We start from the raw sequence: 22,806 nt of genomic DNA on the forward strand, positions 1-22,806 counted from the left end.
AGATTAAACCCTTATAACACTAGATATTTACTAGTATTACAAGGGTTTTTACACACACTTTTTGTCCTATAAGCCTACATTACATACTAGCTTTAGTGACCAGTTATTATCTACCGAATTGACTGTCGGTAATTAACTACATGCTTAGTATAACAAAGGCATCTGTATTTGAGAAATATTCCTCACCAATAACTGGTCATTGGTGGCACCTATATGTGTTATATCACAGTAATAACTATTTTGCGTTAACCATAGCCTCCGCCTCACGATTTCTACATGATTAGCCTATACTCTTATTAGCCCCACAATGACCGATTACAAAAAAGAAAACCGCCACCCGAAGGTAGCGGTTTGTATGCGCCAAATTATTTGGAGTACAATTCGACGATAAGTGTTTCGTTAACTTCGATAGGAAGTTCTTCACGTTGAGGAAGACGAGTGAAAGTAGCTTTGAAGCCTTCTAAGTCTTTTTCAATGTAAGGAAGTTCAAAAGAACGAAGTTCTTGGAAATTAGATTTGAACATTTCGTTGTCGCGGGAAGCTTCACGAAGTTCAATTACATCACCTGGTTTGCAGGAGTAAGATGGAATGTCTACACGACGACCATTTACCAAAATGTGGCCATGGTTTACCATTTGGCGAGCTTGACGAATGGAATTGCCAAAACCGATGCGGTATACAAGATTATCAAGGCGTTGTTCCAAAAGAACAAGCATATTTGCACCTGTGATACCTTGCATTTTTTTCGCTTTATCATAATAGCGTACGAACTGGCGTTCAAGCAAGTTGTAGTAAGCTTTAACTTTTTGTTTTTCTAATAATTGTGTGCCATACTCAGACATTTTTTTCTGACGTTGGTCTTTTTTGACGCGATTCAAGGCTTTTGCGTGACCGAAAACGTTCACACCAAAGCGACGACAAAGTTTGAATCGAGCCTCTCTTCTCGTTGCCATGTGATTATCACCTCATAATTTAATATAACATGTACCAAAACATAAAGGTACTGGTTAATCATATCACTTTCAATAGACCTATGTCAATCAATACTACCTATGAAAGTCATGAATAATATTGTATAATTTCGCCTTTCATCAAGATATAATAGTTATAATACAGGTCAACTATACTGATTCTGCATTATTCATCGGATTATACAGATTTAGATGAAAAAACAATGTCACTATGATACAATATGATTAAGAAAGGTAATATATAGTAATTTGGAGTCTTATGATTGAATTGGGGTACTCATATGAAAGAATTGCCAACAATACAAGAGCTACAAAGTTTTATTACCTATAATAAAACAGGAAGCTTTACATTAGCTGCACAAACAATGAATATCACTCAATCGGCTTTCAGCGCCCAAATGAAGAAATTAGAGCGCCTTGTAGGTGTCAAATTAATTTCTCGTTCCACTCGTGGTAGCCGTTTGACGCCAGAAGGGGAATTATTCTTACCTGAAGCAGAACTTGTTCTCAACACACTAGAAAAGGCTATCCAATCAATTCGTCTCGCTAGCAAAGTAGAGCGGCCTGTTCTTAATATAGGTGTGCTTCGTAGTTTAGGTGATATCCGCCTCAACGGATATGTATCTCATTTTTTTAAAAATCACCCTGAATTTTCTGTATCTATTTATGATATGGAAGAAGAAGAGTTATTACTAGATTTGAGAGAAAATCGCATCGATATCGCCCTCCTCTATTTACCAAACAATAAGGATATGTCCTTATATGAATCAAAAGCGTTACGAGAAGACGAATTCATCTACTATGCGCCACGCCTTATTCCAAAAATACAATCAGCAACATTAAAAAATATACAGCAATATCCTTTATTGATGTATCCACCTAAATATTTTATGTATCGCACTATAAAATCCTATGTAGGAAATGGTCAGCAAAACCTACACATTCGCGGTAGCCGTTTATCAAATCCATACACTATGATCGACTACTGTGACAAAAATGAATCAGGTTGTATCGTAGCGCGCCAAATCTTAGATGCACTCAACATTAAAGATGGCTATTTACCATTAGAAAAACCATTAAAATTACAAGTGTGCTTTGCATACAAAAAAAATAATTCAAAAACCGAAACCATGAACACCTTTATGGATTACGTTCACCAAGAATCGCCAGCAAAATTATAGTAAAAACCCCGTTATGATACATATCACAACGGGGTTTTATTTTAGTGCCTCATTATATTATACAATTCAAATTATATATCAGCCTCCACAATTCGTTTCGGCACATGCTGTGCCAAGTGATGTCTACGAAATGCGGCAAACACAGCGCCTGATAGATTATGCCATACACTGAATAGTGCGCCTGCCAAAGTAGCTAATGGATTGATAGCAAAATTTGCTGTTGCCAAAGCTACGGCAAGCCCGCTGTTTTGCATGCCCACCTCAATAGCCAAAGCCGTTGTTTTGTCATAGCTTAATCCACAAACTCTACCTATCACTAATCCCATAACAAGTCCTAACAAGTTATGTAAGCATACAAGCCCCAAAGTTAACAGACCTGACAACACTATATTATGACGATTTGTAGCAATGATAGCAGCAATGAGCAATACAATAGCAATAATAGATAGCATAGGACTAATCTGACGTACAGGTTCAATCCGATGTCCTGCCCCCCATTGCGCTAAAACACCTAGCCCAATAGGTAAAATAATAACTTTCACCACCGTCATCATCATTGGCAACAATGCTACATCCACCCAAGCACCAGCAAGGCCAAAAATCAATAGTGGTGTAACTAAAGGTGCCAACAGTGTAGACACAATCGTCATTCCTACGGATAATGCTACATCGCCACGAGCAATATAGGTGATTACATTGCTAGCAGTGCCACCAGGACAGCAGCCAACAAGGATAATACCTATAGCCATCTCAGGCGACAATTGAAATATATGACATAAAGCCCATGCGCCAAGAGGCATAATAGTATATTGGGCGATTACACCAATAGCAATATCACGGGGGCGTTTAATCAAACAGTCAATATCTTTCACTTGTATAGTGAGCCCCATACCAAACATAGCAACACCTAATAGAAATGGTGTATATGCTATAGCCCAAGCAAAGTAATTAGGCTCGAAATACGCACACACTGAAAGTATCAAAATTAATGCAGTTACATATTTTGATAATAAACGGTTAATAGATAAAAGCATGTCCATAGCTATCACCGTCCTATCGTATAAGAGAAATTATCAATGAGACGTGTTTTCCCTATATATACTGCCATAGCAACTAAGACAGGTCTATCGATAAATTCTACAATTTGCATCGTTTCAGCATCCACCACCGAGACATAATCGATACGAGCTAACGGCTCACCTTGAATAACCGATTTCATACTAGAAATTAACTCTGATGCTGGCATTCCTATTTTTATCTGTTCTTTACCAACTTGTATGGATTTATATAGAATTGTAGCCGCTTGTCGTTCTTCTGCAGATAAATAGGTGTTTCGCGAAGACCGTGCTAAACCATCAGCCTCTCTTACAATAGGAACTCCCACAATGGTAATAGGAACATTTAAATCCTTCACCATTTTACGAATAATCGCCAATTGCTGGGCATCTTTTTCGCCAAAGTAAGCCCGTGTAGGTTGTACGATATTGAAAAGTTTAGTTACTACCGTACAAACCCCTTTAAAATGAATAGGTCTCGTTACACCACAAAGGGTATTTGATAAATCCACAATATCCACAAAAGCTTTAGGATTTTGATACATTTCCTCTGGAGTCGGTGCAAATATAACATCTACACCACAGCTGCTAGCTAATTTAGCATCTCCTTTTAAATCTCGTGGGTACGCTTCTAAATCTTCATGTTCACCAAATTGTGTAGGATTTACAAAAACCGATAACACGACTCTATCGTTATCTTGGCGCGCTGCTTTCATCAACGCACCATGTCCATCATGCAGAAAGCCCATAGTTGGCACAAAACCAATAGTATTCCTCTCTGCTCTCCATATGTGTAATAGCTCACGTAATTCTTGTATAGTATGTATTATTTTCATCACACAACCTCCGTCATTATAAGATAATTCGAAGATAGTCTATACAGCCTACTGTATTTCATTATTACAGTTCTTAAAATAGTTTTATTAGTTATCTACTCATTAACGTATGTTTGATAATATTACTAATCAATCCAATCGCTGTTGATCCGCTAACAAACCGTGCTTTTCATAATTTGTAATATGACTAATCTTATTTTCCTCATCTACAAAGACGACTAGAGGTTTATGATGTTCAATTTCTTTTTCATCCAATTGTGCATAGCACATACTAATAATAGTATCATTCACCTGCACATGTCGCGCGGCTGCCCCATTTAAGCATACAACACCACTACCAGATTCTCCTGCAATAGTATACGTTGTAAAACGCGCTCCATTATTAACATCTACGATTTGAACTTGTTCATATTCTCGTATTCCAGATGCATTCAATAGGTCTGTATCGACTGTAATGCTCCCTACATAATCAAGTTCAGCTTGTGTAACCGTAGCTCTATGAATTTTACTCTTCAACATTGTTAGTATCATGTTAAACTCCTTGTGTAAAAGTACCCGCCACATGGTCGGATCGAATATTCACAATGAATCTGTTTATCATGAAAATAACAGTAGGCTAGAGTATAGTTATGCAATACTATCTCCAGCACCGATTATAACACAAGTTTCCCATAGCAAAAAGGACTATCCGAAGATAGTCCTTATATTTGGTGGACGATGACAGGATCGAACTGCCGACATCCTGCTTGTAAGGCAGGCGCTCTCCCAGCTGAGCTAATCGTCCATGTGGTGACCCGTCCGGGAATCGAACCCGGGATACCGCCGTGAAAGGGCGGTGTCTTAACCGCTTGACCAACGGGCCATATAAAGTTGGCTCCTCGAGTAGGACTCGAACCTACGACCGATCGGTTAACAGCCGATTGCTCTACCGACTGAGCTATCGAGGAATGTATGGAGCGGGAAACGAGATTCGAACTCGCGACCCCCGCCTTGGCAAGGCGGTGCTCTACCGCTGAGCTATTCCCGCATATGGTGGACGATGACAGGATCGAACTGCCGACATCCTGCTTGTAAGGCAGGCGCTCTCCCAGCTGAGCTAATCGTCCATGTGGTGACCCGTCCGGGAATCGAACCCGGGATACCGCCGTGAAAGGGCGGTGTCTTAACCGCTTGACCAACGGGCCATGATGGTGACTCACCCGCGACTCGAACGCGGGACACCCTGATTAAAAGTCAGGTGCTCTGCCAACTGAGCTAGTGAGTCATGTGGCTCCTCGAGTAGGACTCGAACCTACGACCGATCGGTTAACAGCCGATTGCTCTACCAACTGAGCTATCGAGGAATGTATGGAGCGGGAAACGAGATTCGAACTCGCGACCCCCGCCTTGGCAAGGCGGTGCTCTACCGCTGAGCTATTCCCGCATTTAGAACCGTTAATTACTATATCATAATTAAGATTCCATCGTCAAGAATCAACCTGTTAATTCTGACTGCCTTATAATAATATCAATTTCCATACATAGTGTCAATGGTTTTTATAATAAAATCTACAAATTTCTATCAAAAAGGATTGTACCGTAAGTTTGAAGTACAATCCTTTTTCTCTATATTATTCTATATCCTCTTGTCGCCCTTTACCTGCTCCATCTTCTGCAGCACGAACTTCTGCTTCTACAAATGTCTTCATATCATTGAGCATATGCATAGATGCATCAATAACAGATAACCCCATAGTAGAACCTAAGCCTTCATCAATGTGTAAATCATAATGTAAATATGGTTTCAATTCCATATATTTGCATTGTTCTCTATGGATAGGCTCATCGTAAACAGCAGAAGGGAATACATAATCTTTAATCAATGGTTCCATCGTTGTTGCCGCCAATACAGCCGCCCCTGTTATAGCATTATCGAATACAATAGCCATACGATGACTAGCGGCACCAATTATAAATCCTGTTAACACAGCGATATCGATACCACCTACTACGCACAATATGTTAAGAACCGCATCACGGCGGCTTTCACCATTCATAGTAGACCAATTAGTAACAGCAATATCATAAGAATCTACAAAAGAATGGATATGATTAGATTTTTGTTCAATAGTAGGCCCACAATCTGTATGTACCAACAAATCAGTATAATCTGCTCCTGTAATAGATGCTGTAGTAACAAGAGCATCTAAATAAGCATGTTCCCCTATATTGCCAAGAGCTACTACTTGAATACGGTCCTCATGTAATCGTTCTGCATAAGTAAAACCTAATTCAATAGCCTCCTCTAATTCATCTTTCGATATAGAAGATTCCATACCAAAAAAATGAGAACCTTTACGAATCACGTGAGTATCTATATGGTCTAATGAGTCTGTATCTTGTTCAAGCCCTACATTCACTACATAAACAGGAGCATCTAGTTTACATGCCGCACCTTGTGTAGCAGTGCAACCATCATTAAATCTAGTTATAGCTGCTAAACTTTCTGCACCATGTTTCGTATTTTGTGGTCCATCTACAAGATGATCGGCACCTACTACAAACACACCATACTGTAAATGATTTGGTTTTTCTACTGCCAAAATTCCTGCTAGACGCTCAGCCATAGTTTCTAACATAGCCAAACTATAAATTGGTTTAGTTAAATTATCAATACGCAAGCGACACGCTGTCATAGATGAATCATGTAATGGTTCAATATGAAACTCTCTCATTATTGCTCACCTCCACGTAATGCAATATACATATGACAAGCCAAATCAAGCATTCCCATTTGAATAGAACCGCCAGACGCTTCGCCTAAGCAGAGACCTAAGTCTACATAAGCTTCAAGTCCTAAGTTTTCTAGGGCTGATTTTGCTGCTTTCTCTGCAGACAAATGAGATGCCATCACATAGTCCATCGTACTAGGTGCTAATGATTTAGCCACTAATGCACAGGCACTCGTATTAAATCCATCAATGATAACTAATGCTTTATGCGCTGCAGCACCTAACATAATACCTACGATACAAGCAAATTCAAAACCACCTACAGATGCTAAAATACCAAGGCCGTCGTTTTTATCGATATCTTTATATTTCTCTAATACATCGTGAACAATGCGTTGTTTTAACTTCAATCGCTCATTAGAAATATTACTCCCTCGACCGGTAGCCTCTTCAGCAGTGAGTCCTGCGAATTTCGCGGTCATAAGAGCGCTAGATGTTGTATTAGCAATACCCATTTCACCAACAAGAAATACATTGTACCCTTCATTGATTTTTTCTGTTACTAATGCGATACCCGCTTCAATGCCGTCTATAGCTTGTTCACGAGTCATAGCAGGTTCTTCTACGAAATTTTTTGTTCCCATGCCGAGCTTATGACTGCGAAGACCTGGGACCCAAGTCATATCCGCCGCAACGCCCATATCGATAACTTCCATATCGGCACCACAGTAATTAGCCAAAGAATTAGCACCAGCACCTTTAGGAATCAAATAATTTTGTGTCATACCGATAGTGGTTTCTTTAGGATAGGCGCTAACGCCCATATCCGCCACACCATGATCCGCACTAGCAATAATCATGCACGGCTTTGGTATGGTCACCACTTCTTGATTCGTAGCTGCTGCATATTGTGCTACTACGGGCACCAACCGACCGTATACATCTACACCACCAACGTGAGACCACCGTTCTAAAACTTTACTTTCAATAGCTTGACTGCGCTTAGTAATCTGTACTAATGTATCTTGCAATAAACTCATACAAATCTTCCTCCTCATTATTAAGAAATCTGTATCGTTACTAGTACTAAAAAGTTAATATCATAACATATATTTATAACTCTATATCATGATAATAATTACAAATTTACCTCCATCTTATTTGCGAATTTGCCCCGTTAAATACGGCAATTCATTGCGGATATCACGGCATTTTTCAAGATATGCTTCCAATGCCGCGCCATCATCATCCACTTCTAATAATGGTTTAACTGCTTCAATTTCTTCTTGTATTTTTGAAAGCCCTAATAGTACATTGTGTCGGTTCCCATAGATGATTTCTCTCCACATGCTAGGCAACCCACCAGCTACACGAGTACAATCGCGGAACCCCCCTGCAGATAAACGCATTCTAAACTCACCAAGTTCGTCTCCACCAGCTACATTTGTCAACATAGCAGCCATTAAATGAGGCATATGGCTCACCATAGCAAGGTATTCGTCATGTTCATATAAACCTACCCGTTCAATACGAGAACCTACAGCACGCCCCATAGCTTCTAATTCATCGGCTACCTCCGCATCATATACATCTGATGTAGGATCTTCTAATATAATCCAGCCCATCCCTTTAAAGAGGTTTTTGTGTGATACTTCATACCCTCCTTTTTCAGAGCCTGCCATAGGGTGTACCGAAACAAAAGAAACACCTCTAGGTATCGTTTCATATACAGCATGTACAAAATTAGCCTTTGCACTAGATACATCTGTAACGATTTGTCCCGGCTCTAATAGATGTGCCACTTCTCTAAATAAGCTGGCATTCGTATCTGGTGGCAAAGAAAATACGATAATATCCGATGCTTTAATCATCAATTCTACATCAGTCCATGCTTGCGATACTACACCATCTTGTAGAGCTGCATCACACACTTCACAGCGACGAGCATATCCTACTACATTATAATCGGTGTACGCCTTTAATGCTTTTGCTAAAGAACCACCTAATAATCCAAGGCCTATAATGCCTACCGTTTTATTCATATAACTCCTCATACTTCTAACTACAATACCATCTAGTCGACAGACGTATACAACTCATAGGACCATACAAAATGTGATAACCCTACATGTTTATCATAGATAAAGTAAACCATATATATTATTAGGATTGTATCAATGCTTTATTTCTCCATTTTCCACTATACCAGCGATACACAAATAATATGCCTCGTATAATCTCATCTATCGCCATTGCTATCCAAATGCCGATAAGCCCCCAGTTCCAATAAATACCCAATAGATAGGACAATGGCACGGCACAGAACCACATGCCAAAGATTCCCACTAACATAGGTGTACGAATATCACCCGTCGCTTGTAAACAGCTGACCATAACGATATTGACAGCGCGCCCTAATTCAAGGAAAATTTCTACAAATAAGACTTTATGCGCTAATTCCAAAATCTCTGAGTCTGACGTAAATACAGATAACACGGAATCACTGAAGATATAAAAGAAGGTAGCTAAACCTACATTAATACAAATTGCTAGAAACATAGAATGCCATACCCTGTTCGACACGTCACCTTGTCGTTTGGCGCCCATCAAAAAACCCACTATAACCTGCGAGGCATTAGCTAATGCTATCGTGTATACATAACAAAGCATAGCGATAATATAGACATACACCTTCGTATTAATAACGGCGAGACCTAATATATTGACCATTTTCATGATAGTCGTTTGTGAAAGCTGGTAACTCAACGTTTCTCCACCAGATGGCACACTAATACGCAAAATAGATTTCAATGTATGCCACGGGAATGGTTTCAAATAACTAAGCTTAGCTTTTACAGAGAGCAATCGAGTAAACAAATAAACGATAATAACAAGACCCACCAACTTGGAAAGCCACGTCGATATAGACACACCTAGAACACCAAGTCCCGGTATAGGTCCATGACCAAAGATAAAGAAGTAATTCGTTATAATATGGATGATATTCATTACCAATGCCACATACATGGTGATACGAGTCAAAGAATGACCTCTAAAAACGGCTACTAATGTATAGTATAGCGCTTGTATAGGCAAACCAGCCGCTACAATAGATGTATACATTGATGTATCTTCCATCGTTTCTGGCGGAATACCGAGCCATCGAAATATCCACTCATGACAAGTGATAAAAAAGATGGCTGCTACAGAAGAAAACACAAAGCTAAAAGCTAAACTAACAGTACAAACTTCCGATAATTTTTCACTATTTCTAGCCCCTAAATACTGTGCAATCATAATGGTCGTAGCGGTACTCATAACAACGATGAGCATAATAAATACATTGAGTATTTGATTACCATTAGCTACGGCAGCCACAGCTTGCGGTGAATATTGGCTCATCATCAATTGATCAATATTGCCCACTAACAGTTGCAGGAATACTTCGATAAAGATAGGCCAGCTCAATGTCCAAATCGATAGACTTATACCTTTTTCATAAGGTTTCATAGTATCCCCTTTATATAATTGTAACTATAATAGTAATTTGCTACTACATAATAGGTAATCTATATTTTCTTTTAATGTCTTGAAAGCATCCTACAATACAAACATAGTCTGTCCGTATAGTTCTATAGACTATGTAATAGCAATAATTTTATTATAACACAAAAACGTGTCACCCGAAGATGGCACGTTTTTGCATATGATTTGCACAGCAAATTGTGGAAGTACACCAATATATGAGTAAATCTAACCAATTAATACTATTATTTAAATTGGTTACAAAGACTATCAAACAATGCTTGATCTGGTTTCACCACATCTTCAGTCAATGGACGTGGATGCATACCACCATTTACGCTAGCCAATGCCTTTTCAAAAGAAGGACGAGTTGTATCTTGGTAAATCAAACCAGTCACAAGACCTTCTTTTTCGCCCAAGACTTTTAATGCATTTGCCCGATCTGTTGGATCATATCCTTCTGGTAATGTAGTAAGGTTTTCTTTAAACCAATCATAGCTATTGCGTTTATTGTATGTTACACAAGGACTGAATACATTGATAAAAGAGAAACCTTCATGATCCATTGCTTGTTGAATTAAATCAACTAATTCTGCACGATTAATCATATAGCTTTGTGCTACAAAAGTAGCACCTGCAGCAATAGCAGTCTCACAAATGGACAATGGTGTTTCAAATGCACCATGTGGTGTTGTTTTAGTAACAAAACCGATATCGGAACGTGGAGACGCTTGGCCTTTAGTCAAACCATATACATGATTGTCCATTACGATATATGTCATATTTACATTTCTTTTAAAAGCATGGATAGTATGGCCCATACCGATAGCGAAAGCATCACCGTCACCAGAACAAGCGATCACATTCAAATCTTGGTTCGCTAATTTTACACCTTGTGCATAAGGAAGAGCACGACCATGTGTAGTATGCGCACCATACGCATAGAAGTAACCACCGATACGGCTAGAGCAACCGATACCAGAGATAACTGCTAATTTTTCAGGCGGAATATTTTTAGCTACTACAGCGTCAGTGATGGCAGCTTGTACCCCATAATGGCCACAGCCAGGACACCAGTTAGGACGAATATCATTTCTGTAATCTTTAGCTGTTGTCATATTATAGGACCTCCTTGATTGCATTTTTCACATAACTTTTTGTGAATGGATTACCATCGTATTTCAAGCAGCTGGAAATTTTATGTTTTTTATGCATATTAATTTTAAATAAATTAGTCAATTGACCAGTCGCGTTGTGTTCTACAATAACTACTTTTTTAGCTGCATCCATAAATGGTTGCAATTGTTTTGCTGGGAATGGTTTGATAAGACGTAATTGTAAATGGTTGACCTTTACACCTTCTTGATCGAATTCTGCTACTGCTTCTTCGATAGCACCACGGCTAGAAGCCATCCCCACAACAAGAACATCTGCTTCATCATATTTAGCATTATTCAAGAATGGTTCATAGTTATCTGCTACAGTTTCCAATTTACGGAACCGTTTATCGGTTTGTGCAACGTGCATAGAAGGCGCTTCTGCTGGTTTACCTTCTTCATTATGTTCTAGACCTGTAGACAAGAACAAACCATTTTTCATACCTGGAATTACGCGAGGAGAAATACCATCTTCTGTTAACTCAAAGCGCTTGAAATAATTTGGTTGTTCCAACTCAGGAAGATCTGCTTCTTTCATCATTTTACCGCGATTAATAGGTACACGATTTAAATCAAAAGTCGGTACCGATTGTTTATTCAACCCTTGTTGTAAATCTGGCATAAAGATGACTGGACATTGATACATTTCAGCCAAGTTGAATGCTTTTTGAATTTCATAGAAGCATTCTTCAATAGATGTTGGAGAAATAACGATACCAGAATAATCGCCATGTGCATTATAACAAGCCGCATCAATATCAGATTGTTCTACCTTAGTAGCCATCCCTGTAGATGGGCCAGAACGTTGTACATCGATAACAACCATTGGCAACTCCGCCATAGATGCCATAGACAATGATTCTGCCATCAAGGAAAGACCAGGGCCAGATGTACATGTAAAACCGCGTACACCAGCGTATACACCACCCATAGCCGTCATACAAGCAGCGATTTCATCCTCAGTTTGAACGATAGTAGCCCCTAATTTATCCATATGTTTAATCATATATTCCATAACTTCAGAAGCTGGAGTAATAGGATAGGATGCCATAAAACGAGAGCCTGCTGCAATAGCACCAAGCGCACATGCTTCGTTACCTAATAAGAACATTTGATCTTTTTTGCCAGGGGCTGGTAAGGTGTCAATTTCTACATCCCCCATACCATCTATAACGAGAGCATAACCATCTTCAAAAGCTTGTAAGTTTTTATCAACAATCTCTTGGGATTTCTTCGCAAATTTTTCTGCAATAGCATCGCGGAACGGAGTTTTATCAAAACCAAGTAATGCAACAGACATCCCTAATGCTACGATATTACGCATCAATAAAGAGCCTTGTTTCAAAGCCGTTTCAGAAATTGGCAACGATAAGCAATGAACCTTAGAGCCTTCATATTTAGAGAAGTCCGGTTTTACCTTGCTATCACAAATAATATAACCACCATCGCGTACTTCCACACCATGCATGTCCACTGTTTCTTGATCTAGTGCAAGCAAGAAATCGATGTTTTCACCGATGGACATAATTTGTTCTAATGCTACACGCAATGCGAATGTGGTATGACCACCTTTAATACGGGATGCGAACAAACGTTGACTGTATAAAGAATACCCCTCTTTTGCTAGGATTGTAGCCATAATTTCGCCACAACTCTCGATACCTTCACCTTGTTGGCCGCCCATTTTCCAGATAAAATCTTTACGTTTTTGCAAGAGATTCACCCTCCTTAGGATAAAAATTACACTGCTGACAAGAGTCTACCCTACTTAATTGAATTACAGCCAAGTAACAAACCTGTCTTACAAAGTCATTGTATCATTTCTCACTTTGGTTTACAATGTATCATTTCATATAATTCTATAAATAGGAAAACCTAATATTACAAAAAATTATAACTAAATGCGGTAGCTATCAATTATAACTACCGCATTTACTTCAGTTTCATATATTATTCTGATAAGTATTTATCTAAACATCAAGCTAAAATTATATAGAATATTTATTCCATATTATTAATTTTCATTGCAACCGCTTCTGTTAAACTCTGCTCTGAAAAAAAGATTTCCTCTAATACAAGCCCTTGCGCTGGTGCAGTCTTACCAATTTGTCGTCTATCCTTGGCCTTTAGCAAATCAGGAATTTGACATGCCAATTTTTTTCCTAGTCCAATATCTACTAATAATCCAGCAATATTACGAACCATATGATACAAAAAACCATCACCAATAACAGAAATTTTAATATACCCTTGGTTCTCAGAAATACCAATTCTGTAAATAGTTTTCACCGGATCCACAGGGGTTGTATTAGCACCTTTCAACGTACTAAAATCATGAGTGCCTTCTAGAAAACGTGCGCCCTCTTTCATCAATTCTATATTAAGAGGCTTTTTTACATGCCAGTGATATCGTTGAGATAAAGGATCAGCTATTTCTCGATTATAAATAGAGTAAATATAGTGCTTACCAAAAATATTGTATCGTGGTTTCCAATCTAAAGGAATCTCGCAGGCTTCAGTAATAACGATATCCTTTGGTAAATGAGCAATCATAGCACGGGGAATATTATCTACTGGAATCGTACCAGATGTTTGAAATGCACATACTTGGAATTTAGCATGAACCCCCGCGTCAGTTCTCGATGCACCATAAATTTGTATCGGTTCATTACAAATTTTTGATAATCCTGCTTCTAAAGCTCCTTGTACCGTAAGCCCTTTATCGGAAGGCTGTTTTTGATAGCCTGCTAAATTCGTACCATCATAGGCTACTATTAAACGTATATTTCTCATTAATTTAGCCACCATAATACAGCTAAAATAATCGTTACAATAATGATAGCACCAACACCGATAAAATCAACATAAGTAATGGACAGCTCTTTCATGCGTGTACGATTTTCACCACCACGATAACATCTAGCTTCCATAGCGATAGCCAATTCGTCAGCACGCCGAAAGGCACTAATAAACAAGGGTACTAATAAAGGCACCATATTTTTAGCCCGTTGAATAAGGCTACCAGTTACGAAATCTGCACCTCTCGCGGATTGGGCTTTCATAATACGATCCGTTTCATCTAACAATGTAGGAATAAACCGCAATGCAATAGTCATCATCATAGCCAATTCATGAGCGGGTACGCCAATACGACGGAATGGATTTAATAAATGTTCAATACCATCGGTTAAACGAATAGGCGATGTCGTATATGTCAACAATGACGAAAATAAGATCAAGAAAATCAATCGAGCTGCCATTTGTAATCCCATAGCAAGCCCCCTATCGGTAATATTGATAATCCCGTAAGAAATAAGGCTTTCACCAGGGGTAGTGAAAATATGAATTCCCATAGTGAACACAATGATAATCCATAGTGGTTTAATGGCTGTCCACATGAGCTGCATAGGCAGTCTCGATAATAGCATTGCCCCAATAGTGAAAGCAGCTACAATACCATACGCAACTGGTGTGTTAGCTAAGAATATAGCGATAATAAATATGGTAGTACCTATAATCTTAGCCCTTGGATCCATACGATGTAACAGAGAATTCCCAGGGAAATATTGACCGATGGTTATATTATTTAACATGGCAACCTCCCTCTATAATAGCTTGTACAGCATCATCAACGGTGAGCACTTCATTTGAAATAGGTAGCCCCCGATGGCGAAGTGATTCGACCAAAACTGATACAGGAGGTACATCAACACCGAGTTGTTGTAATATGTGACGATGATTATTAAAAATCTCTAAGGGTTTACCATCCAATACGACTTGCCCTTTATCAAGAACAATAAGGCGACTAGCCATGCGAGAAATATCCTCCATATTATGTGATACGAGGATAACGGTAATTCCCTTTTCCTTATGAAGTTTGATAATTTCCTCAAAAATTTCTTCACGTCCAAATGGATCAAGACCTGCTGATGGCTCATCTAGAACGAGAAAATCTGGTTCCATAGCAACCACACCAGCAATAGCAACACGGCGCATTTGACCGCCAGACAAATGAAATGGAGATCGATCAGCATAGGTGTCATAATCGAGTCCTACAAATTGCATAGCTTCTCGCACCCGTCTGTCCACGTCCTCTTCATCAACACCTAGATTTTTAGGACCAAAGGCAATATCTTGAGCTATAGTTTCTTCAAATAATTGATGTTCTGGATATTGAAATACCATTCCCACCTTATGGCGCATACGCTTCGCTTCATCGGTTTTTTCGCTCACATCCACCCCATTAACGATAACCGCACCAGTGGTAGGATGTAAAAGGCCATTCAAATGTTGCACAAAGGTAGACTTACCCGAACCAGTATGCCCAATAATTCCAAGAAATTCACCATTTTCAATAGTTAAAGAAATACCTTTTAACGCTTGTTTTTCAAAAGGGGTCCCTACACCATAGGTATACGTAATGTTATCTAATTGTATAGCCATTAACGAACCTCCTTAGATATTGACTCTGTTGATTTCGATAGAGATATGGAAATTTCCTTTTCTAACTTAGATGAGGAAAAAACGGATTCCAAAGCTCTGCCTAATTCATCATTAGTAATAATATCGGTAGATACATCCATGCCGTTGCGATATAGTTTCAATGCTACTTCCGCAGCTACAGGTACATCAAGGCCTAATGATTTAAGGGTATCTACTTGAGTAAAAATCTCACGAGGTGTACCTTCTTGTAATTTCATGCCATTTTTCATAACCACAATACGGTCTGCAGTAACAGCTTCCTCCATAAAATGGGTAATTAAAATGATGGTAATGCCTTCTTCTTTGTTTAAACGATGAATAGTATCTAATACTTCTTGGCGCCCCTTAGGATCGAGCATGGCCGTCGGTTCATCGAGAACAATACAATCTGGTTTCATAGCTAATACACCAGCAATAGCAACACGTTGCTTTTGCCCACCAGATAAGAGATGTGGTCCATGCTCAGCATAATCAGTCATATTGACAGCAGCCAATGCCTCATCAACACGTTGTCTAATTTCATCACTTGGAATGCCAAGGTTTTCTGGACCAAACGCAACGTCCTCTTCCACTACAGCGGCGACAATTTGATTATCTGGGTTTTGAAATACCATGCCCACATGTTGACGAATATCCCAAATATGCGATTCATCTAACGTATCATGTCCACAAACGATAATGTTCCCTTCACTAGGTTGTAGTAATACATTAAAATGTTTAGCTAATGTGCTTTTACCACTACCATTAGTACCTATAATACTAACAAATTCGCCTCGACGAATCGTTAGATTCACATCCTTCAAAGCGTGTACATCATTACCATTCTCATCAGTATATATATGACTTACATGATTCGCCTCAATCATTATGTCTTGTTCTTTCATGAACTGCCTCGTATCTTTCTAGTCAATTTCGCTTTCTGTGAAAGTAATATCTAGTCGTAAATATAACGCAAATACTATATATCAAACTACGCCATATTATTATAAAATTCTATAAGGTTAACAAATATTTCTCTCACAACTACGATAACTGCTACTCTATAACGGTTACTTTACTCATCGATTGTACCATAAAAATGACAATAAAAAAATGCTGAACACCAAATCAACCATGGATATTCAACAATAATTTTACAATTAGTTACTACAACATAGAAATCAAATTAAACATAATAAAAGGTGTTGCAACAAAAGTTACAACACCTTTATAAGTTTGATTAAACAAGCTCAATAATAGCCAAAGGTGCAGCGTCACCTTTGCGAAGACCAGTTTTGATTACACGAGTGTAACCACCTTGGCGTTCTGCATATTTTGGAGCAATTGTGTCAAACAATTTTTTTACTACGCTTTCATCCATGAGGTATGCAAGTACTTGGCGACGTGCATGAAGATCACCACGTTTAGCCAAAGTTACCATTTGGTCAGCTAAGCTACGTAATTCTTTTGCTTTCGCTTCTGTAGTTTCGATACGCTCATATTGGAAGAAAGAAGTTAACATGCTACGGAACAACGCTTTACGAGCGGAGCTGTCGCGGCCTAATTTTCTGTACATTCGTCTTCCTCCTTATTCGCCTTTTTCCTTAAGATTAAATCCACCTGGATGATTGCTGAGTTTTTCAGCGATTTCATCAATAGATTTTTTACCCAAGTTGCGAACTTTTCCTAAGTCATCAATGGTTTTGTCTAGCAAGTCTGCAATTGTGTTAATACCAGCACGTTTCAAGCAGTTGTAAGCTCGTACGGAAAGTTCCAACTCATCGATGGAAATTTTCGCTGGCCCATCATCCTCTTGAACTTCTTGAGGTACAGGATCAACCACGTCACCTTCAAGACTTTTATCGTCTAATTCAACAACACTTGTAGAATGTGCTAATTTAGTGAAGTTCCCTAAATAACCAATCATAATAGCAGCAGATTTAGCCACTGCCTCAGCAGCGGTAATGGAACCGTCTGTCAAAACTTCTAATGTAAGTTTGTCGAAGTCCATTTCATTACCTACGCGCACATCACTCACTTCATATTTTGCACGAAGAATCGGGGAAAAAATAGAATCAATTGGAATACAACCAATTACATCTGTATCCTTTTTATTCTTCGTAGAAGGAACATAACCTTTGCCACGTTCAATCACTACGTCCATAACGAGGTGAGCTGTTTCATCCATTGTCGCAATCACGAGCTCAGGATTCAATACTTCTACTTCTGGTGGAAATTGTTCTGCCAAATCAGCAGCAGTCAATACACCATCCTTCTGGAAATCAAAATGAACTTCCAAAGGCCACTCTGCATCTTCTTCAAGTTTAATGCACAATTGCTTTAAGTTAAGGATGATATCAGTTACATCTTCACGGATACCAGGAATTGTAGAGAATTCATGAAGGACTCCACCAATTTTGATGGATGTGATAGCTGCCCCATCCAAGGATGAAAGCAAAATTCTGCGTAAGCTATTACCGAGGGTGATGCCATAGCCACGATCTAATGGTTCACAAACAAATTTACCATAACGACCGCCGTCAGCGATGTCCACTTTCTCGATTTTAAGTTTCTTTTCTTCGCTCATCAGGAACATCCTCCTATATAACACACGTTCATAGTTTAATTATAGCACGGCCGGCAATCGACCGTATCTATATATTATACACGACGGCGTTTTGGAGGGCGACAACCATTGTGAGGAATTGGAGTTACGTCTTTAATAGAAGTAACTTCAAGACCTGCAGCTTGCAAAGCACGGATTGCAGCTTCACGGCCAGATCCAGGACCTTTTACGAATACTTCAACAGTGCGAAGACCATGTTCCATTGCAGCTTTAGCAGCTTGTTCAGCAGCCATTTGTGCAGCAAATGGAGTAGATTTACGGGAACCACGGAAACCTAAGCCACCAGCGGAAGCCCAAGACAACGCATTACCGTTTGTATCTGTTAAAGTAACGATAGTATTATTGAATGTAGAACGAATATGAGCCGCACCGGATTCAATATGTTTCTTTTCTTTTCTTTTTGTTCTAACTACTCTTTTAGCCACGCTTTATCCCTCCTTTATCTTATTTCTTTTTACCAGCAATTGCTTTTCTAGGACCTTTGCGAGTACGTGCATTCGTTTTAGTACGTTGACCACGAAGTGGTAAACCCATACGATGACGTTTGCCTCGATAGGAGTTGATTTCAATTAAGCGTTTAATGTTAAGAGCTTCTTCACGACGAAGGTCACCTTCTACTTTGTAATCAGCATCTAACAATTCACGGATTTTCGCTACTTCATCTTCAGAAAGATCACGAACACGTGTGTCAGGATTGATACCAGTTTTAGCAAGAATTTCTTCTGCCAAAGTAGGACCAATACCATAAATATAAGTTAAACCAATTTCCACTCGTTTATCACGAGGTAAATCTACACCGGCGATACGTGCCATCTAATCATCCACCTCCTATCAGATTATCCTTGTTTTTGTTTATGTTTTGGATTTTCGCAAATAACCATTACACGGCCTTTACGTTTAATGATTTTACATTTTTCGCATATCTTTTTAACTGATGGTTGAACCTTCATTAGTACCTCCTTTGTGGGCCCTATGCTTATTTAAAGCGATAGGTGATGCGACCACGATTTAAGTCATACGGTGTCAGTTCCATAGTAACTTTATCACCAGGAAGAATACGGATAAAATTCATACGCATTTTACCTGACACATGAGCTAAAACCACATGACCATTTTCCAACTCAACTTGGAACATAGCATTAGGTAAAGCTTCTACTACCGTACCTTCCACCTCAATAACGTCTTCTTTTGACATATTTTTTCCTCCGGTTACCTGTTTATTTAATTAACCGCGGCTCAGACCGCATAGTTAATATTTCAGGGCCGTTTTCTGTAACAACCACTGTATGTTCGAAATGAGCAGCAGCTTTACCATCAGCGGTAACTGCCGTCCAGTCATCCCCTAATACACGAACACGGTGCGTACCTAAAGTAATCATCGGTTCAATACACAATACCATACCAGGTTTCATAATTGGTCCTTGGTCAGGACTACCATAATTTGGTATTTGTGGATCTTCATGCATTTCGCGGCCTAGGCCATGACCAACGAAGTCGCGAACGACACCGTAGCCATGTTTCTCACAATACGTTTGAACAGCATGACCGATGGCACCAATACGGTTGCCAACTTTCACCTGTTCGATTCCCTTGAATAGACTTTCCTCTGTTACTTTTAACAATTTCATCACATCAGGTTTGACGTGACCGATAGGAACCGTCACAGCTGAATCGCCATGGTAACCATCAATACTAGATACGAGATCAATACTGATAACATCACCATTTTTAAGCTTACGCTTAGCGCTCGGAATACCATGAACAACTTCTTCATTGATTGAAGCACAGATTGTAGCAGGGAAACCATAGTACCCTTTACAACTTGGTATACCACCGTGGCTGCGAATATATTCTTCGGCAATTGTATCTAACTCAAGCGTCGTGATGCCAGGTTTAGCCTTTTCTACTAACAAGGACAACGTGTCTGCTGTAAGCTTGCTTGCCTTGCGGATACATTCAATCTCATGGGACGATTTCAAAATAATCATGGATTATTTCTCCAACGCCGAAATGATGTCAGCAAATACTGCGTCTACATCTTGTAAACCATTAATTTCTTGATATAAACCGCTATTACGATAGTAATCAATTAAAGGTTTAGTAGATTCTTCATACACAGCTAGACGTTTCTGCACTGTTTCAGGGTTATCATCAGCACGATTTTCAAGAACTGCTCGTTCGCTAATGCGCTTAACCAATTCCTCAGAAGGAACATTTAAATTAAGCACTGCATCCAAAGCAATTCCCAATTCTTTAAGGATTGCATCCAAGGATACAGCTTGTGCTGTAGTTCTTGGGAATCCATCAAGAATAAATCCAGATTTGCAGTCATCTTTAACCAAGCGATCACGTACGATACCAACAGTTACACTGTCAGGTACCAATTGACCAGCATCGATATACTTCTTAGCCTCAACTCCAAGAGGTGTTTCGTTCTTAATCGCAGCGCGGAACATATCACCTGTTGAAATTTGGGGAATACCGTATTTTTCAATAAGTCGAGCCGCCTGAGTGCCTTTACCAGCACCAGGAGGTCCCATTAATAAAATATACATCCTGTTTCCCTCCTATTTCACAAAGCCCTTATAGTGGCGTGTTACCATAAGCGACTCAATTTGTTGCATTGTATCAAGAGCTACACCTACAACGATTAAGAGAGCTGTACCACCAAAGTATACGCCTTGTACGCCTGTAATCGACCCAAGGAAATTTGGAACGATGGCAACGATGGCTAAGAATACAGCACCGGCCAATGTAATCTTGGTCATCACGCTATCCACATAATCAGCAGTAGGTTTACCCGCACGAATACCTGGGATAAAACCACCGTATTTTTTCATATTATCTGCCATATCTGTAATGTTGATAGAAATTGCAGTATAGAAATATGTAAAGATAAAAATCAATATTGCATATAGTGCCGTTTGTAACGGCGTTCCCCAAGTGAATAAGTCCGCAATTTTGTGAACCAATTCATTATCAATAAATTGAGCAATTGTTACAGGGAACATCAACACAGATGACGCAAAGATAATTGGAATTACACCTGCCTGATTGACTTTCAACGGCAAGAATGTAGAGTGACCACCGTACATTTTACGACCTACTACGCGTTTTGCGTATTGAATCGGAATGCGACGTTGGCCTTGCGTAACAGCTACTACAACAGCAATCATTGCAATAGCAATTACGGCAAATAAGAATGCTTGGAACATATTAATTGTTCCTGTTTGTATGTATTGGTAAATAGTGTGAAGCCCATCTGGTAGTCGAGCTACGATACCAGCAAAGATAATCAAGGATATACCATTACCAATGCCATAAGCAGTAATTTGTTCGCCAATCCACATCAAAAGGCATGTACCAGCTGTGAGAATAATAGCGACAACAAAAACACTAAGGAGATCATTATTTACGAGCGCTGCATTTGCACGAAGTGCGAATGCCATGCCGAAGGCTTGTACAAAGCCTAGTACAACAGTACCATAACGAGTTACCTTAGCAATTTTCTTACGACCCTCTTCACCATCTTTACTCCACGCTTCGAACTGTGGAACTACAGCCTGAAGTAATTGCATGATGATGGAAGCATTAATGTAAGGAGTAATACTCATTGCAAAGATAGAGAACTTACTTAGCGCACCACCAGCAAACAAATCTAGTAGACCGAATAGATTACCCGATGTAAACAAAGATTCAATAACAGATGCATCTACACCTGGTACAGGGATGTGAATGCCGGCTCTAAACACGGCAAACATCATCAATGTATATAGAATCTTGTTTCTTAGTTCGGTAATTTTAAAGGTGTTCGAGAGGCTATCTAGCACCCTAGATCACCTCTACTTTTCCGCCTGCTGCTGTAATTTTTTCTTCAGCAGATTTAGTGAAGCCGTTAGCAATAACAGTTAGGTTTTTAGTTTCCAAAGTACCATTACCTAAAATGCGAATGCCATCGCGTACATTTTTCAAAATGCCAGCTTCAATAAGAGCTACTGGATCAACTGTTGCACCGTCTTCAAAACGGTTTAATTGTTCTACGTTTACTTCTGCATATTGTTTAGCAAAAACGTTGTTGAAACCACGTTTTGGTAAACGACGATAAAGAGGCATTTGGCCGCCTTCAAAACCGGAGCGAACGCCACCGCCACTACGAGAGTTTTGACCTTTTTGACCACGACCAGAAGTTTTACCTAAGCCAGAGCCAAGACCACGACCTACGCGAGTTCTTGTTTGTTTGGAACCAGCTGCTGGTTGTAATTCATGAAGTTTCATTCAGTGCA

Annotated in this window: 25 protein-coding genes and 9 tRNA genes; 1 reads left to right on the forward strand and 33 read right to left on the reverse strand. The window is 39.3% G+C overall.

Annotated elements, in window-relative coordinates; genetic code table 11:
- Positions 1 to 365: 365 nt before the first annotated feature.
- Positions 366 to 953 carry a 30S ribosomal protein S4 gene (rpsD, locus tag EO120_RS03675; protein ID WP_127134160.1) on the reverse strand — a complete coding sequence of 196 codons (588 nt, stop codon included), beginning with the start codon at positions 951 to 953 and terminating at the stop codon, positions 366 to 368.
- 299 nt (positions 954 to 1,252) lie between these two features.
- On the opposite strand from rpsD, the gene EO120_RS03680 reads away from it, so the two are divergent.
- The gene (locus EO120_RS03680) at positions 1,253 to 2,152 is read left to right on the forward strand and encodes a LysR family transcriptional regulator (RefSeq protein WP_127134161.1); all 900 of its coding nucleotides are present in this window, start codon (positions 1,253 to 1,255) and stop codon (positions 2,150 to 2,152) included.
- A 71-nt stretch (positions 2,153 to 2,223) separates the two neighbouring features.
- Here the strand turns inward: EO120_RS03680 and EO120_RS03685 are convergent, their stop codons facing one another.
- The 32 genes from EO120_RS03685 to rplO form a co-directional block, all read right to left on the reverse strand.
- Positions 2,224 to 3,192: a bile acid:sodium symporter family protein gene (locus EO120_RS03685; RefSeq protein WP_127134162.1), complete on the reverse strand. Its 969-nt coding sequence runs from the start codon at positions 3,190 to 3,192 to the stop codon at positions 2,224 to 2,226.
- 5 nt (positions 3,193 to 3,197) lie between these two features.
- On the reverse strand, positions 3,198 to 4,043 hold the full coding sequence (gene panC / locus EO120_RS03690; protein ID WP_127134163.1) for a pantoate--beta-alanine ligase: 846 nt from the start codon (positions 4,041 to 4,043) through the stop codon (positions 3,198 to 3,200).
- Positions 4,044 to 4,172: 129 nt separating this feature from the next.
- A complete protein-coding gene (gene panD / locus EO120_RS03695) occupies positions 4,173 to 4,574 on the reverse strand; it encodes an aspartate 1-decarboxylase (RefSeq protein WP_127134164.1) in 402 nt (133 codons plus the stop codon).
- A gap of 177 nt (positions 4,575 to 4,751) precedes the next feature.
- A tRNA-Val gene (locus tag EO120_RS03700) sits at positions 4,752 to 4,827 on the reverse strand.
- A gap of 3 nt (positions 4,828 to 4,830) precedes the next feature.
- Positions 4,831 to 4,905 (reverse strand) — tRNA-Glu (locus tag EO120_RS03705).
- A gap of 9 nt (positions 4,906 to 4,914) precedes the next feature.
- A tRNA-Asn gene (locus EO120_RS03710) sits at positions 4,915 to 4,990 on the reverse strand.
- Positions 4,991 to 4,995: 5 nt separating this feature from the next.
- Positions 4,996 to 5,070, reverse strand: a tRNA-Gly gene (locus EO120_RS03715).
- Positions 5,071 to 5,073: 3 nt separating this feature from the next.
- A tRNA-Val gene (locus tag EO120_RS03720) sits at positions 5,074 to 5,149 on the reverse strand.
- 3 nt (positions 5,150 to 5,152) lie between these two features.
- A tRNA-Glu gene (locus EO120_RS03725) sits at positions 5,153 to 5,227 on the reverse strand.
- A 4-nt stretch (positions 5,228 to 5,231) separates the two neighbouring features.
- Positions 5,232 to 5,307 (reverse strand) — tRNA-Lys (locus tag EO120_RS03730).
- 3 nt (positions 5,308 to 5,310) lie between these two features.
- Positions 5,311 to 5,386: transfer RNA gene (locus EO120_RS03735), tRNA-Asn, on the reverse strand.
- A 5-nt stretch (positions 5,387 to 5,391) separates the two neighbouring features.
- Positions 5,392 to 5,466, reverse strand: a tRNA-Gly gene (locus tag EO120_RS03740).
- Between the two features lie 187 nt (positions 5,467 to 5,653).
- Positions 5,654 to 6,757: a nicotinate-nucleotide--dimethylbenzimidazole phosphoribosyltransferase gene (locus tag EO120_RS03745; protein WP_127134165.1), complete on the reverse strand. Its 1,104-nt coding sequence runs from the start codon at positions 6,755 to 6,757 to the stop codon at positions 5,654 to 5,656.
- Positions 6,757 to 7,794 (reverse strand): nicotinate-nucleotide--dimethylbenzimidazole phosphoribosyltransferase, encoded by a 1,038-nt coding sequence (locus EO120_RS03750; protein ID WP_127134166.1) that lies wholly within the window; start codon positions 7,792 to 7,794, stop codon positions 6,757 to 6,759. Before EO120_RS03750 ends, EO120_RS03745 begins: the two co-directional genes overlap by 1 nt.
- A 117-nt stretch (positions 7,795 to 7,911) precedes the next feature.
- Positions 7,912 to 8,796: a prephenate dehydrogenase gene (locus tag EO120_RS03755; protein WP_127134167.1), complete on the reverse strand. Its 885-nt coding sequence runs from the start codon at positions 8,794 to 8,796 to the stop codon at positions 7,912 to 7,914.
- A gap of 121 nt (positions 8,797 to 8,917) precedes the next feature.
- The gene (locus tag EO120_RS03760; RefSeq protein ID WP_127134168.1) at positions 8,918 to 10,264 is read right to left on the reverse strand and encodes an MATE family efflux transporter; all 1,347 of its coding nucleotides are present in this window, start codon (positions 10,262 to 10,264) and stop codon (positions 8,918 to 8,920) included.
- A 260-nt stretch (positions 10,265 to 10,524) separates the two neighbouring features.
- Positions 10,525 to 11,397 (reverse strand): 2-oxoacid:ferredoxin oxidoreductase subunit beta, encoded by an 873-nt coding sequence (locus EO120_RS03765; RefSeq protein ID WP_127134169.1) that lies wholly within the window; start codon positions 11,395 to 11,397, stop codon positions 10,525 to 10,527.
- Between the two features lies 1 nt (position 11,398).
- Positions 11,399 to 13,150 carry a 2-oxoacid:acceptor oxidoreductase subunit alpha gene (locus EO120_RS03770; protein ID WP_127134170.1) on the reverse strand — a complete coding sequence of 584 codons (1,752 nt, stop codon included), beginning with the start codon at positions 13,148 to 13,150 and terminating at the stop codon, positions 11,399 to 11,401.
- A 287-nt stretch (positions 13,151 to 13,437) separates the two neighbouring features.
- A complete protein-coding gene (truA, locus tag EO120_RS03775) occupies positions 13,438 to 14,229 on the reverse strand; it encodes a tRNA pseudouridine(38-40) synthase TruA (RefSeq protein ID WP_127134171.1) in 792 nt (263 codons plus the stop codon).
- Positions 14,229 to 15,029, reverse strand: coding sequence for an energy-coupling factor transporter transmembrane component T family protein (locus EO120_RS03780; protein ID WP_127134172.1), 801 nt, complete (start codon positions 15,027 to 15,029; stop codon positions 14,229 to 14,231). Before EO120_RS03780 ends, truA begins: the two co-directional genes overlap by 1 nt.
- Positions 15,019 to 15,879 (reverse strand): energy-coupling factor transporter ATPase, encoded by an 861-nt coding sequence (locus tag EO120_RS03785; RefSeq protein WP_127134173.1) that lies wholly within the window; start codon positions 15,877 to 15,879, stop codon positions 15,019 to 15,021. The genes EO120_RS03780 and EO120_RS03785 overlap by 11 nt, the downstream gene beginning before the upstream one ends.
- Positions 15,879 to 16,802, reverse strand: coding sequence for an energy-coupling factor transporter ATPase (locus EO120_RS03790; RefSeq protein ID WP_127134174.1), 924 nt, complete (start codon positions 16,800 to 16,802; stop codon positions 15,879 to 15,881). Before EO120_RS03790 ends, EO120_RS03785 begins: the two co-directional genes overlap by 1 nt.
- Before the next feature lie 335 nt (positions 16,803 to 17,137).
- Entirely contained in the window at positions 17,138 to 17,473 is a 336-nt protein-coding gene (gene rplQ / locus EO120_RS03795) for a 50S ribosomal protein L17 (RefSeq protein ID WP_127134175.1), read from the reverse strand.
- Between the two features lie 12 nt (positions 17,474 to 17,485).
- A complete protein-coding gene (locus tag EO120_RS03800) occupies positions 17,486 to 18,484 on the reverse strand; it encodes a DNA-directed RNA polymerase subunit alpha (RefSeq protein WP_127134176.1) in 999 nt (332 codons plus the stop codon).
- Between the two features lie 74 nt (positions 18,485 to 18,558).
- The gene (gene rpsK / locus EO120_RS03805) at positions 18,559 to 18,948 is read right to left on the reverse strand and encodes a 30S ribosomal protein S11 (RefSeq protein ID WP_127134177.1); all 390 of its coding nucleotides are present in this window, start codon (positions 18,946 to 18,948) and stop codon (positions 18,559 to 18,561) included.
- Positions 18,949 to 18,967: 19 nt separating this feature from the next.
- Positions 18,968 to 19,336 (reverse strand): 30S ribosomal protein S13, encoded by a 369-nt coding sequence (gene rpsM, locus EO120_RS03810; protein ID WP_127134178.1) that lies wholly within the window; start codon positions 19,334 to 19,336, stop codon positions 18,968 to 18,970.
- Between the two features lie 23 nt (positions 19,337 to 19,359).
- Positions 19,360 to 19,473, reverse strand: a complete 114-nt coding sequence (gene rpmJ, locus EO120_RS03815; protein ID WP_004695148.1) for a 50S ribosomal protein L36 — start codon at positions 19,471 to 19,473, stop codon at positions 19,360 to 19,362.
- Positions 19,474 to 19,499: 26 nt separating this feature from the next.
- Positions 19,500 to 19,718: a translation initiation factor IF-1 gene (gene infA / locus EO120_RS03820; protein ID WP_005377071.1), complete on the reverse strand. Its 219-nt coding sequence runs from the start codon at positions 19,716 to 19,718 to the stop codon at positions 19,500 to 19,502.
- A gap of 22 nt (positions 19,719 to 19,740) precedes the next feature.
- Positions 19,741 to 20,511 carry a type I methionyl aminopeptidase gene (gene map, locus EO120_RS03825; protein ID WP_127134179.1) on the reverse strand — a complete coding sequence of 257 codons (771 nt, stop codon included), beginning with the start codon at positions 20,509 to 20,511 and terminating at the stop codon, positions 19,741 to 19,743.
- Between the two features lie 3 nt (positions 20,512 to 20,514).
- Positions 20,515 to 21,078 carry an adenylate kinase gene (locus EO120_RS03830; RefSeq protein ID WP_127134180.1) on the reverse strand — a complete coding sequence of 188 codons (564 nt, stop codon included), beginning with the start codon at positions 21,076 to 21,078 and terminating at the stop codon, positions 20,515 to 20,517.
- A 12-nt stretch (positions 21,079 to 21,090) separates the two neighbouring features.
- The gene (secY, locus tag EO120_RS03835) at positions 21,091 to 22,353 is read right to left on the reverse strand and encodes a preprotein translocase subunit SecY (RefSeq protein ID WP_127134181.1); all 1,263 of its coding nucleotides are present in this window, start codon (positions 22,351 to 22,353) and stop codon (positions 21,091 to 21,093) included.
- 1 nt (position 22,354) lies between these two features.
- Positions 22,355 to 22,798, reverse strand: coding sequence for a 50S ribosomal protein L15 (rplO, locus tag EO120_RS03840; RefSeq protein ID WP_127134182.1), 444 nt, complete (start codon positions 22,796 to 22,798; stop codon positions 22,355 to 22,357).
- Positions 22,799 to 22,806: the final 8 nt, after the last annotated feature.

The organism is Veillonella caviae (assembly GCF_003992125.1).
Lineage (GTDB): Bacteria > Bacillota > Negativicutes > Veillonellales > Veillonellaceae > Veillonella > Veillonella caviae.